Origin of the sequence: Pseudomonas bubulae (assembly GCF_037023725.1) — a bacterium.
GTDB classification, from domain to species: domain Bacteria; phylum Pseudomonadota; class Gammaproteobacteria; order Pseudomonadales; family Pseudomonadaceae; genus Aquipseudomonas; species Aquipseudomonas bubulae.
This window is the reverse complement of the sequence record NZ_CP146077.1, coordinates 4,486,906-4,499,520: the sequence shown is the minus strand read 5'-3', so window position 1 is coordinate 4,499,520 and position 12,615 is coordinate 4,486,906. Positions and strand designations below refer to the sequence as shown.

Annotated in this window: 13 protein-coding genes; 5 read left to right on the top strand and 8 right to left on the bottom strand. The window is 55.0% G+C overall.

The window, feature by feature from the left end:
* Positions 1–43: 43 nt before the first annotated feature.
* A complete protein-coding gene (locus V6L81_RS20680) occupies positions 44–1,396 on the top strand; it encodes a GntP family permease (RefSeq protein ID WP_095003257.1) in 1,353 nt (450 codons plus the stop codon).
* A 48-nt stretch (positions 1,397–1,444) separates the two neighbouring features.
* On the opposite strand, the gene alaC is transcribed toward V6L81_RS20680, so the two are convergent.
* Entirely contained in the window at positions 1,445–2,653 is a 1,209-nt protein-coding gene (gene alaC, locus V6L81_RS20675; protein WP_095003256.1) for an alanine transaminase, read from the bottom strand.
* Between the two features lie 198 nt (positions 2,654–2,851).
* On the opposite strand from alaC, the gene V6L81_RS20670 reads away from it, so the two are divergent.
* Positions 2,852–3,343 carry a GyrI-like domain-containing protein gene (locus V6L81_RS20670; protein WP_095023017.1) on the top strand — a complete coding sequence of 164 codons (492 nt, stop codon included), beginning with the start codon at positions 2,852–2,854 and terminating at the stop codon, positions 3,341–3,343.
* Here V6L81_RS20670 and V6L81_RS20665 read toward each other — a convergent pair.
* From V6L81_RS20665 to V6L81_RS20645, 5 genes are all read right to left on the bottom strand, one after another.
* On the bottom strand, positions 3,340–3,846 hold the full coding sequence (locus tag V6L81_RS20665) for an N-acetyltransferase (protein ID WP_095019699.1): 507 nt from the start codon (positions 3,844–3,846) through the stop codon (positions 3,340–3,342). The genes V6L81_RS20670 and V6L81_RS20665 overlap by 4 nt on opposite strands.
* 113 nt (positions 3,847–3,959) lie before the next feature.
* Positions 3,960–4,748: a methanethiol S-methyltransferase gene (gene mddA / locus V6L81_RS20660; protein WP_338660302.1), complete on the bottom strand. Its 789-nt coding sequence runs from the start codon at positions 4,746–4,748 to the stop codon at positions 3,960–3,962.
* A gap of 141 nt (positions 4,749–4,889) precedes the next feature.
* Positions 4,890–6,068 carry a GAF domain-containing sensor histidine kinase gene (locus V6L81_RS20655; protein ID WP_095032414.1) on the bottom strand — a complete coding sequence of 393 codons (1,179 nt, stop codon included), beginning with the start codon at positions 6,066–6,068 and terminating at the stop codon, positions 4,890–4,892.
* Positions 6,069–6,198: 130 nt separating this feature from the next.
* Positions 6,199–6,504 (bottom strand): PepSY domain-containing protein, encoded by a 306-nt coding sequence (locus tag V6L81_RS20650; RefSeq protein ID WP_095003251.1) that lies wholly within the window; start codon positions 6,502–6,504, stop codon positions 6,199–6,201.
* Positions 6,505–6,599: 95 nt separating this feature from the next.
* On the bottom strand, positions 6,600–7,733 hold the full coding sequence (locus V6L81_RS20645) for a glycerophosphodiester phosphodiesterase (protein WP_095025551.1): 1,134 nt from the start codon (positions 7,731–7,733) through the stop codon (positions 6,600–6,602).
* A gap of 168 nt (positions 7,734–7,901) precedes the next feature.
* Here V6L81_RS20645 and V6L81_RS20640 point away from each other — a divergent pair, with 168 nt between their 5' ends.
* Positions 7,902–8,225, top strand: coding sequence for a DUF2025 family protein (locus tag V6L81_RS20640; RefSeq protein ID WP_095003249.1), 324 nt, complete (start codon positions 7,902–7,904; stop codon positions 8,223–8,225).
* Positions 8,226–8,248: 23 nt separating this feature from the next.
* Here the strand turns inward: V6L81_RS20640 and V6L81_RS20635 are convergent, their stop codons facing one another.
* Positions 8,249–9,328 (bottom strand): diguanylate cyclase, encoded by a 1,080-nt coding sequence (locus tag V6L81_RS20635; RefSeq protein WP_095020862.1) that lies wholly within the window; start codon positions 9,326–9,328, stop codon positions 8,249–8,251.
* A gap of 256 nt (positions 9,329–9,584) precedes the next feature.
* Here V6L81_RS20635 and V6L81_RS20630 point away from each other — a divergent pair, with 256 nt between their 5' ends.
* Entirely contained in the window at positions 9,585–10,613 is a 1,029-nt protein-coding gene (locus V6L81_RS20630) for an MBL fold metallo-hydrolase (RefSeq protein WP_095003247.1), read from the top strand.
* 9 nt (positions 10,614–10,622) lie between these two features.
* Here the strand turns inward: V6L81_RS20630 and V6L81_RS20625 are convergent, their stop codons facing one another.
* Positions 10,623–10,940 (bottom strand): helix-turn-helix transcriptional regulator, encoded by a 318-nt coding sequence (locus V6L81_RS20625; RefSeq protein ID WP_095003246.1) that lies wholly within the window; start codon positions 10,938–10,940, stop codon positions 10,623–10,625.
* A gap of 609 nt (positions 10,941–11,549) precedes the next feature.
* On the opposite strand from V6L81_RS20625, the gene V6L81_RS20620 reads away from it, so the two are divergent.
* Positions 11,550–12,596, top strand: coding sequence for a hypothetical protein (locus V6L81_RS20620; protein WP_338660301.1), 1,047 nt, complete (start codon positions 11,550–11,552; stop codon positions 12,594–12,596).
* Positions 12,597–12,615: the final 19 nt, after the last annotated feature.

Here is a 12,615-nt window from a genome sequence, read left to right as displayed (position 1 = left end):
GCACCCCCGTACTTGATAACAACAAAAAGGCAGGAGACGCCCCATGCTAGGCATGTCCCATAATACGTTTCTGCTGCTTGATGCAGTGGTGACCATTATCGGCCTGATCGTACTGATCACCCGATTCAAACTGCACCCCTTTATTGCCTTGATCATCGCCTCTGCGTTTCTGGGGCTGACGGCCGGCATGCCTGCCAACCTGATCATCAAGTCGTTCCAGGATGGTTTTGGCGGCGTGTTGGGCTTTGTCGGGATCATCCTGGCGCTGGGCACCATGCTTGGCAAAATGATGGCCGACTCCGGTGGTGCTGACCAGATCGCCCGTACCCTGATCCGTGCCTTCGGCAAGGACAAGGTGCAGTGGGCAATGATGTTTGCCGCCTTTCTGGTCGGTATTCCATTGTTCTTCGAAATCGGCTTTGTACTGCTGATTCCGCTGGTGTTTATCGTTGCGCGACGTACTGGCGTGTCGATCATCAAGATCGGTATCCCGCTGCTCGCCGGCTTGTCGGCTGTTCACGGGCTGGTACCGCCGCACCCGGGCCCGCTGCTGGCCATTGGCGTGTTTGGTGCCGACATCGGCAAGACCATTCTGTACGGCCTGATTGTTGCTCTGCCTACCGCGATCATTGCCGGACCGATTTACGGTACGTTTATCGCCAAGTACATCCCGGGCCATGCATCCCAGGACCTCATGGATCAACTGGCCAGTGAGCCGGAATCCAGCACCTTGCCGAGTTTTTCCATCACCCTGATCACCGTGCTGTTGCCGGTATTCCTGATGCTGCTCAAGACGTTCGCCGACGTGGCGCTGCCCGATGGCAACTTCTTCCGTGTGTGGATGGACATGATCGGCCACCCGATCAGTGCGCTGTTGCTGGCATTGCTGCTGGCGCTGTACACCTTTGGCGCCCGCCAGGGTATCGACTCCAAACGCATCCTCAAGCTGCTGGACGCGAGCCTGGCTCCTACCGCAGCGATCATTCTGATCATTGGTGCGGGCGGCGGTTTCAAGCAGATGCTGGTAGCCAGCGGTGTGGGTGACGTGATCGGCCATATGGCGGTAAACGCGCAAATTTCGCCGATTTTGCTGGCCTGGCTGGTGGCTGCAGTGATTCGTATCGCGACGGGTTCTGCGACCGTAGCGACCATTACCGGGGCGGGGATTGTGTTGCCGGTGGTGGACATGATTCCGGGTGTGAACCGTGAGCTGCTGGTATTGGCAACCGGCGCAGGCTCGTTGATCCTGTCTCACGTCAACGACGCAGGTTTCTGGCTGGTGAAGCAGTACTTCAATATGACCGTGGCTGAAACCTTCAAGACCTGGACCGCGATGGAAACCATCCTCTCGGTTGTAGGTTTGATCTTTATTCTGCTGCTGTCGTTGGTGGTTTAAAGCACCAATAAACCTGTGGGAGCTGGTTTACCAGCTCCCACAGTCGTTTTAGCCAGCGTTAAAGCCATCAGCGCGGAACATAGCGCGAATTCCACGCAGCGCCTGACGAATGCGATCCTGATTTTCAATCAGGGCAAAGCGCACATGGTCGTCACCGTACTCCCCAAAGCCTACCCCCGGCGAAACACAGACCTTGGCATCTGCCAGCAGCTTCTTGGCGAATTCCAGTGAGCCCAGGTGGGCGTAGTGTTCGGGAATCTTGGCCCAGATATACATCGAAGCTTTCGGGTTTTCGACCATCCAGCCCAGTTCGTGCAGCCCTTTGACGATCACGTTACGGCGCTGACGATACTGTTCGGCAATATCCTTCACACATTGCTGGTCACCCTCAAGTGCAGCAATTGCCGCCACTTGCAGCGGGGTAAAGGTGCCGTAGTCGTGGTAACTCTTGATTCGCGCCAGAGCATTGACCAGCTCAGGATTGCCCACCATAAAACCGATACGCCAGCCTGCCATGTTGTAGCTTTTGGACAGCGTGAAGAACTCCACGGCGATGTCCTTGGCGCCCGGTACTTGCATGATCGAAGGCGCTTTCCAGCCGTCATAGACGATATCGGCGTAGGCCAGATCGTGCACAACCAGCACATCATATTGCTTGGCCAGGGCCACCACGCGCTCGAAGAAATCCAGTTCGACACACTGCGCCGTCGGGTTGGACGGGAAGCCCAGGATCATCATTTTCGGTTTGGGGATGGAGCCGCGGATAGCTTTTTCCAGCTCAGCAAAAAAGTCCACGCCGGGGATCAGCGGTACCGAACGCACCTGGGCACCGGCAATCACGGCACCGTAGATATGAATCGGGTAGCTGGGGTTGGGCACCAGCACGGTGTCGCCCTGATCCAGGGTGGCAAGCATCAAGTGCGCCAGGCCTTCCTTGGAGCCGATGGTGACAATGGCTTCGTGCTCGGGATCGATCTCAACGTTGTAACGGTCGGCATACCAGCGCGAAATGGCCCGACGCAGGCGTGGAATTCCCCGCGAAGTCGAGTAGCCGTGAGTGTCTTCACGTTGCGCGACGGTGCAGAGTTTTTCGACGATGTGGGGAGGTGTCGGGCCGTCAGGGTTACCCATGCTGAAATCGATGATGTCTTCGCCACGGCGGCGGGCGGCCATCTTCAGCTCGGCAGTGATATTGAAAACGTAGGGGGGGAGTCGATCTATGCGCGCAAAGCGTCGCGGCGAACCTTGGTCTGCCATGTGTGCCTCTGATACGTAAGCGCCCGGAACCGTCCGAGCGACGTTGACCACTGCGGTGGTCTGGACGAAACAATACGGGCGCTGATGGCCTTTTGTCTAGGTGCTGTCAGCGTCTATTTTTCGCTGATCCGACCTGTATGTGGTTTTGTTCCTATACTCAGATGCTAGGTTTCCTACTTCCTCCATCGAGCATGCCCCATGGACCAACTAAAAAAGTTCGAGCTGTCAGCGCCGCGATTTGCCAAAGGCCAGTTTCAATTGATCGCGGGTTTGGGTGGCCGTTTCACTGAGGAGAGCGTTGATCGAATCCCGCTGTTATGGGAAAAATTCATTCCCGAAATCGGCAAAGTACCAAGCCAAATTGGCGATGAAACCTACGGTGTTTGTTGTAATCCTGATGGCGAGGGTGGTTTTGAATACATTGCTGGCGTGGCTATCAGCAAGCTTGATGATCTGCCTGAGCGGTATCGCTGGATTGAACTGCAAGAGCAGTCTTACGCGGTCTTTGAGCATCACGGGGCATTGGACACGCTTGGTCAGACCTTTCAGGCGATCTGGAAAGACTGGTTGCCAAATTCGGGCTACCAAGCCGCTGATGCGCCCGAGTTCGAGCGCTACAGCGCAGATTTCAATGCGGACACCGGTACGGGGCTGCTGGAAATCTGGCTGCCGATCAAAAAGTCTGCTTAGCTTGCCTGCAACTGCAGGGGCAGCATGGGGGCCAGCGACAGCACCAACCGTCGCTCACCACGATAGGCCTCGCCTTGCTCGACCCAGCCCTGGCTCAGATAAAAAGCCATGGCGCTGGTATTGAACGGGCTGACCGAGAGCATCAATTGGCGAATCTCGGGCCATATCTGTTCAATGGCCCTGGCAAGCTCGCGCAAACAGGCCTTGCCCAATCCCTGGCCCTGAGCACGGCTGTCGACCTGTAGTGCGTGCAAGGTGGCGCAGCCCGGCTCAGCCCAGTGGGCCAGAAGCGGCTCGCGCTTGAGAAGCAAAAATGCCACTGGCAACTCGTCGTTGAGCAGCACCAGCCCTTTGATGCCCGCCTGCGGCTGGACCGGCAACGAGTGCAGGGCAGACTCGATGGTGCCGCAAAAAGCAATCTGCTCAGGGCGAACTTCTATCTCGCGCAGTTGCTCGCGCTGGCGGGGTGTCAGGTCTTCATAAGCGCATAGGCGGGTGTTCATGTCGGGGTTCTATCGAGGCGCAATAGGAGGCATCTGACAGGCAGTGTCAGTAGCCGCTGAACAGCGCGTCAGTTTCTACCCATCACGGTTCTAAATACAGATTTATTCGTGGGTCAGCGCCCGGTGCCGGACTTGCGGCGTAGAGAGGGCAGCAACATGCCGACGTTTTTTTGATAAACCCGGTACTTGTCTCCAAACAGCTCAACCAGATCTTTCTCTTCCAGTTGGGTGCCGATCAGAATGTAAAGGGTGCTTGTCAGTGCAAACACCAGGTGCCCGACACTCATCTCGGGCGTTACCCAGAAAGCGATCAGGAATCCCAGATACAACGGGTGACGCACGAGCTTGTAGAGCGCGGGGGTTCTGAATGCGTTGTTTACGGGTTTTGGTTGGCGCAGGGTGTCAAAGGGCTGTTTGACGCCAAACAATTCGAAGTGGCTGATCATGAAAGAGGCCAGCAGCACCAACCCCCATCCGAACCAGTACAGCGTGACAAGTAACCCCGCAAACAAGGGCGACTGTACACTCCAGACACTGATATCGATCGGCTGCCACAGCCAGCATATAAGCGCCAGCACCGCACTGGAGGCCAGGACATAAGTGGCTCGTTCAATAACTGGCGGTATGACATGACACCACCTGCGCTTGAAGCTTTTGCGCGCCATGATGCTGTGTTGCAGGGCAAATACGGTGATCAGCAGCACATCGACCACAAGCGCCCAGGGCCATGCCAGGCCTGGCCCCGAATCGATACTTTTCGGGACGGCGACATTCCCCAGAAAACCTATCAGATAAACAAATGTCAGTAGAAAAAACAGATAGCTGAACAGGCTATAGAGCAGCGCTGCGAGTTTTTCAGTACGGCTGGTTGAACGCGGTTTCAGCTCAATTTTGGTGTGCATGAACGACTCCTTTCGAACATGGCGAAATTTCAATTAAAACGTCTACAGCCAGTACCTTAGCCCCTATATGGCAAATGGCTAGCGTCGCGGCCGGGCGGTCATAAGATGTCGTCTCACATACCAGTCGAGGGCGTCAGAGCATCAGGGCAGCGCCATGCTGAAGGTGAAGACTGTGCCTTGGTCCTGGTCCGAGGTGACTTCCATATGGCCGCCGTGGGACAGGGCGATCTGGCTGGCAATATACAGCCCAAGGCCAAGTCCGGCCTGGGGAGTGTCGGTGGCCGGGCGTGAGTAGGGTTTGAACAAATGCGGCAGTTGTTCGGCCGGGATGGGCTCGCCCTGGTTGCAGATCCTCAGGGTGAATACCCCATTGAGTACCAGTGCCGAGATGTCAACGGGCCCGTCGGGGCAGCCATGGGTGATGGCATTGGTCAACAGGTTGGAGAGCAGTTGGGCCAGGCGGCCGCTGTCACAGCGGATGCCCTCAAGTGGCCCTATGTCTGAGCGGATGGAACGTTGTGCATGAACGCTTTGCAGTTCCGAGATGACATGGATGAAGACCTGGTCGAGATCGGGGCACTCGCGCAGCGTCAGCGGGATGCCGCTACCGAGCCGTCCGCGGGCAAAGTCCATAACGTCCTCAACCAGCTGCGAGGCACGGTTGCCGCAGCTCAGGATATGCTTGACCAGGACATCGGTGGAGGGGTCTGGGTGCACCCGTAGCAAGCGCTCTGCGGCTGTGGTGATGGCGAATAACGGGTTGCGCAGGTCATGGCCTATAACAGCGATAAATTGCTCGCGCAGCTCTGCGGTTTCACGCTCCTGCTCCAACGCGGTTTCTGTACGTTGCAGGTTTTCTTCGGCGTCAATTTGCAGCGACAGCAGGCGTGCGAATGACTCCATTGTGGACTGGATCGTACTGTTCCTGAGGCTTGCAGGCTCGGGGTCGAGTGCGCACAGGGTGCCGAAAAAACTACCGTCAGTGCGCCATACCGGAATCGTGATGTAGCTTTCGAAGCGATAAATCCGCGGCGTGTGATGGTGTTGGTACAGCGGATCGGCGCTGGCTTTATCAATGATGATCGGCAGGTGCGAGTTCATGCTTTCAAAGCACAGGGTGCTGACCAGGTCCAGCTCGCCACCGGACTGCAAACCGAAACCCAGCTTGTCGAGTACCGCGCAGGCGGTCCAGGTGGTCTGGGTGACACGGGCAACGGCAGCAAAGCGCATACCGGTCATTTCCGTAATCACCTGCAACATTGCAGGTACGGCACTGATCCGGTTAATTGTCGCGATATCGTCAGCCGTGCCGTGCGTCATGGTAAAAGCTCGAGCTCAAAAAGATGATTCTAGCCAGAACACTTGAGCGCGGCACTTATTCCTAAGCAAGCGCTAAATAAAAAGGCCGCGCCACCCATGAAGAGTGGCGCAGCCTTTTATTCAAATCAACTCAGGTGTCTTGTTTGTCTTGCAGCACTTCGCCGGTTTTTGCGTCGAGATCTACGTCCCATTTGATGCCTTTGGTATCGCGCAATTCAACTTCATACACCAGCTTGCCGTAGGAGTGATCAAGCTCGGTATCGAGAATGGTCGCGCCAGGGTGTTTGTCCAGTGCTGCTTGATTCAACTTTTCAAACGAGGTGATTTCACCCGATTTGATCAGGCCCGGGATATGGTCCGGGCGTACATCGGCCTGAGCAATACCGGCAGTCAGAGCCAGGGCAACAGTTGCAAATACCAGATTAAGTTTTTTCATGTTGAGTCCCTTTGGGTTGATCTGTTCAAGTGGGATCAGATTAACCGGCGCAACTTAACTCACCCTTAATTTTCGCCCCTTGCCGGCTTGCAGGTTTAAAAGCCATTTTTCTCCAGCAACTGATTGACGCTTTGTGGCACCGGGCGCTGGTAATACGTGAGCAACTCGCTGGCGCGGTTGGTGAAGATGCCGTCGACACCTGCGTCCATTGCCTTTTTGAAGTCAACGGGGGCATCGAGGGTGTAAACATGTACCAGCATGCCCCGGTCATGGGCGGCGCTGTTCATCCAGGGCTGGATCAGGTCGAAGTAGCTCTGGTCACCCCCGTGGGTCAAGGCTGCCGAAGGGCCTGTGCCGATGGCACCGTTGGCCTTGGCAAAGTCGAGCCACTGGATGAACTCGGCTTTGTCCTTGGGATGCTGTTTGGCGTAGTACGCGGCTTTATCCTTTTCGCCGGAGTCGGCGAAACTGACTGAGGTGCTGGGCTTCATGCCGCCTTCACCTACCCATAACAGCAGGATCTTCGGCGTGTCGGGCATTTCTTTTTGCAGCAGCTCAAGGCTGTTTTTGTCGAAGGTTTGCAACATGACCCGGCCTTTGCCCTGGCCGACCAGTGGTTTGCCTTCCGCCTCTGCCGAGGCAACGGGCTCAAGCCAGCCGCGTTCGCTCAACTTGTTTTTCAGATCGTGTTCAAGGCCCGGGAACTGCCTGGGCTCTTTGGTTTCGATGTAGAGGCCCGGTTTGTACTGTGGATTGCCCTGGGCGATATCGATAATTTCGTCCAGGGTCAGGATCGGCAGCCCGACATAGGACGGGCGCGCGCGATCCGGATAAGCCTGGTTGAACCAACTGCCGGCATCCAGGGTTTTAAGCTCGGCCAGGGTAAAGGCGCTGGCCGGGCTGTCCTTGCGTTGCGGAAACTTTTTGGCGACGTCAGTGGTGCGCAACAGGCTGTTGTCATGCAGCGCAAACAGAACGCCGTCCTTGCTGCGTTGCAGGTCCATTTCCAGATAGTCAGCCCCCAGATCCCTGGCAAGGGTGTAGGCGGCAGCGGTTGATTCCGGAGCATCGAAGGACGCACCGCGATGGGCGATCACCGCCGGGCGCGGTATGCCATGAGCGTTGGCCAGTGCCGCCTCGGTCGCATTGGATGCGCCAGCATTCTGTACGCCACCCAAGCCCAGGAGCAGGCTCAGCAGCAGGGCGTTTTTGCCAAAAGTGTCAGGCATTGGTTGAGTTCCTTTCAATCAGAAAAACAGAGGGTGTTTTTTAGCGGTTTTTCGTGAAGATGTGCAGTATTCTTGGCCACATCAACGTCCCCGGCAGAGGGGCAGGCAATCGAACTTGCGTGTAAACCACCGTCCCGGAGCCTTTCAGGCTCATCAGTGAGGTTTACCATGCGTATCACTTCGCAACTCATCTGTCAGGCCGCCGACCTACTTAGCGGCTTTGTTGGTTTCAATCGTAAGACAGGCCAGCACATTGTCCGTTTCAGTGAAGATTCATTTGGAATGGATGTCGCCGACGACAACATCACGCCCACCAGCGAATTTGTCTGGCAGGCCGATGGTGCTGGCACCATGACTCTCAAGCGCGAGTTGATTCAGTTGTTGCTGGATCAGAATATCGATGACCGCCTGAACATCACCGAGCCCTTGAGGGTGTATATGCAGCGCCAGGATGTGCCCGAGATTTCGGCCTTGCGTCGCTGCATCAGTTGAATAGCGCTGCCCGGGCCCTGTTTCTATACCGGATCATTGCTCAGCTGTGATTCAGCAAGGGTGTCTGCTGCGCCAACACTGATTTTGTTGCGCCCTGTATTCTTTGCGATATACAGCGCTTTGTCTGCCTCGTTCAGCCACGTGCTGGCCTGGAGGAGTTCGGGGCGGCAAGTGGCAAGCCCGATACTCAGGCTAACGCACAGGCCGGGCTCGTCGGCGTGTTGATAGTTGTCAATCACGTGGCGCAGCCGTTCCATGATTTCCCGGGCCTGGTCCAGGGTGCGATTGGGCAGGATGACGCAGAATTCATCACCGCCGTAGCGGCCTGCAAGGTCTTCAGTACGCAAATTGTCCTTGAGCTCCTTGCTGAGCTGGCGCAATACACTGTCGCCGACAATATGCCCGTAGGTGTCGTTGATCTGTTTGAAGTGATCGATATCAATCAGCGCCAGAGTCGCCGGAGAATTGCGCTCCAGACTTTGCTGGAAACTGAGTTGCAGCAGGTCTTTCCATGAGCCGTGATTAAGCAACCCGGTCAGGCTATCGGTGCGGCTGAGGGTACTGAGGGTGCGTTTATGCTCGGCCAGGGTGATTGCCAGACCATAGCTGACCATGCCTACAGCAAAAGGGTAAAGAATCAGCACGGGTACGCAGGCATAGACCTGCAGGCTGGTGGTATGGGGTGTAAACGCAAAGCCGAACAGCAGCAACGCGACCAGGGCGCCTGCCAGCTGCGCCAGCGCTCCGCGAACCAGCAGTTTTGGCCCTCCGGCAGCCACGTTGTGCATGGTCATCATCGACACGATGATCACCGTAGGCAGCGGATTGAACTCGATAGCCGCCGCCCAAAACCCTCCGCACATGGAATCAATCAAAATATTTCGACGTTCAGCCCGGTAGGGATAGGTTGCACGCGATGACAATTGATAGGCCAGGTGAGGCCATACGAACGCGTTTAGCAGCAGTAGTGGCCAAACCCATATGGATCTGTCGAGGGGGTAGAGGGCGGCCATTAGCCCGATACTGCCAAACCCTGAGCCAATCACTCGCGGCGCATAAATACGCTTGGCGAACGACAACCCTTTGCCTCTTTTATTGTCCATGTCTATCTGCGCAAGATGTGCGGGCGGAGTTTCTGGCAACTGTCGGGTACTGCATTATCGATTGTTGGCTGGTCGGTCAGCCTTGTCGAGAATACACCCCATCTGTTCCGAAAATTCTGAAACAGTTATGGGGACTAGATTAGCTTATTAAGTCGAGGGCAAGCTGCGGCGCAGAAGGATGCCAGTAGAATGTCGATCATCCTCTAACAGGCCTGTAAACAGAGTATTAATCACTTTTGACTGGAGCCTTCAAGCCATGGCACTCGACTCAAGCAGTGCAGAGGGGCCTAAGCCCGCTGAGCGTCATAAAGGTGCATTTCAAAATGCTGGCGTCAGGCCGCCTTCCAGTATCGGCAAAACCTTGGGCATTTTTTGGAGAATGATATTCCAAAAGCCTGCGAGCACTCGCCCTGCAGGTGTGATCCCGGTCAAACCGCTGACCCGTGAGCAATTGGACGAGGCTGCGGATTTCAGTGTGTACCGGTTGGGTCACTCGACTCTGCTGCTCAAGCTCAAGGGAAAGTACTGGTTGACCGACCCGGTCTATGCTGAGCGTGCATCGCCGTTCCAGTGGGCTGGCCCCAAGCGCTTCCATGCGCCGCCCATCAGCCTTGATGAGCTCCCGCCACTGGAAGCAGTGATTCTTTCCCACAATCATTACGATCACCTGGACCAAAAAACCGTATTGCAACTGGCCGCCAAAACACAGCAGTTTTTGGCGCCGCTGGGTGTGGGCGACTTGCTGGTCAAATGGGGAGTACCAGCCAGCAAGGTTCAGCAACTGGATTGGTGGCAGGGCACCCAACTTGCAGGTATCCGCTTTATCGCGACTCCTTCCCAGCACTTTTCAGGCCGCGGCCTGTTTGATCATAACCAGACGCTTTGGGCATCCTGGGTGATGATCATTGATGACGTGCGAATCTTCTTCAGTGGAGATTCAGGTTACTTCGACGGTTTCAAGCTGATCGGCGAGCAGTTTGGGCCATTTGATCTGACCCTGATGGAGACGGGTGCCTACAACACCGACTGGCCCGATGTGCATATGCAGCCCGAACACAGCCTGCAAGCGCACAACGACCTCAACGGGCGTTGGTTGTTACCTATTCACAACGGCACCTTTGATCTGGCCTTTCATGCCTGGTTCGAGCCGTTTGAGCGCATTGTGGCGTTGGCAGAGCAGCGCAAAGTGCTGATTACAACGCCACAAATGGGTGAGGCTTTCAATCTGCTAACCCCTCACCGGGGCCGTGCCTGGTGGCTTGAGGTAGAAACCCCAGGGCAATAGGGCCGTATTTCACTCGATCAGAGCAAAATCTTCGCGCCCCATCGGGTCTGGTGTTGTGCCGCGAACATTTCCCCCGCGACCGGGGGTAAAGCCGGGAAAGAACACCAGGCCCTGCGCCTCAAGGCTATAGGCCAGGGCCAGCCGGGTTACGTCGCGAACGGGGGCTTGTGACTCGAAGCGTTCAATGGCCGAGACTGAAACCCCGGACTGCTCACTCAGGTACTCGCGATTCCAGCCCAGCATTTCGCGGGCCTGCGAGCAGTGCAGCGGGGTAAATTGATTGATGACGATACGTTCAAACGTACTGCGCGTGGCTGAATGAGGCATGGGTTTCTCCAGGGCTGAGTCAGTGCTTGAAAATGTACTGTGTTTTTATACAGCTATCTTGGTGCCGGAACAAACTCATTTTTTGATAAGTGCCGAGGGGCGAAATCTGTTGTCTGGCTGCATTTTTATGAGCTTTTGCGCGAAGAGCATGGGTCGAAAATTTCGATAGTGGGGTGTGTGTAATCTTTTCGCGGAAAACGCCCATGTTGCTCACGTCATCGCGGGGGCACGGTTAGCAGAGCTTTCTTCGTTGAAATCAGAAAAATCCTAACTCTTTTATTTTAAATAAGCTTAAGACTGGTTCCCATATCAGGGATGTCCCAGTGCTTAGCCTGCACATTGACGCTATCAAAATATAATGCCCATAAAGTTTGCACACTTGTATCTGTTGAAGCAGCCATCACCTTCTACGAAGACACCCACGTTGTATTCAGGGTGGGAGCCTTGCGGCGAAAATCAGCAATAAGTCAGTTGCAAAAGGTATCTGGGGTTTTCTCTGTCGCTGGGTGTGTGCGGTTAATGTAAAAGAGAACTTTTAAACAGTTTTTCAGTGGTCGGATGATGACTGTTTAAACGTTTACCCTTATCTGCAAGAACGGTATAAAAAAGATGATGGAAGCCATAGGTGAGCCCACCAACAGTATCAATCAACTCCTGTATTTGCTGTATGGCGACAAAGAAGTTTATCGGCTTGAAGCAAAATTCAGTATTTTGTCGGCGTTGCGCTACAGAAAAGATCCGGCTGACTTTACGATCACACTGATGACTGATCAGCCTGAGGCATTTGATGGCTGGCCTGTGAGCGTGTTGCCTCTGAGCGTTGAGGTGCTGGACGCCTGGCAAGGGGCAGGCGGTTATTATCACCGGCGTAAGGCTTGCGCTATCCAGGCGGGCGTTGCGCTGTCTGGCAAAACCATTTTCGTTGATACCGATACGGTTTTTTTCAAAGACCCGGCCCAGTTGTTTAAACGGGTCTCTGATAATCATTTTTTGATGGATAAGTTTGAGTTGAGTTGGGCAGATGCTTCCCGGCGTCTGGGGTTTCGTAAACTGGTTACACAGCTCGACGCTGAAAATAAAGCCCCCGCACCGTGGTTGAAGCTGTTCAATAGCGGGGTTTGCGGGATGACCAAAACCAACGGTCATATTTTTGAAGGTGTAATTAGTTTGATTGATCAATGGGCTCACCATGGAGCAACACTTCTTACGATTGAGCAAATTGCTATATCGTTTATGCTGCATGGTCGAAAAGTGATTGCGGCCAATGACTGCATTAATCATTACTTCTCGGTGAAGCACTATCACCATGCAATGTACCGGGTTTTTTTTAATAAGCAGGGTGAGGGCTATCGTGAGGGTTTACCGCAAGCATCATTTGCCGTTCCTGACCGTCTTCCCAGGGTCTCGCTGCGTCACCGTTTACAGCTGAGGTGGAAATTGAGGGGGCAATGCAGTACCTCTCGAAAAACTGCCAAACTCTATCTGCTGGGTAAGGCGGGTAGCCAATTACCCTATCTTGAGGCGTGTACGCCTCTTTGGTGGGCTGTAGCCGTTGAGGAGCTGAGAAATCTGGAAGCTGCTGGAAAGTCTCACACGAAACTCGCCGCACTATGGCAGGCGGATTCCGGCTTTTTGAGTTTAATAAAGGGTAAATAAAAATTTCGATGCCACTAAA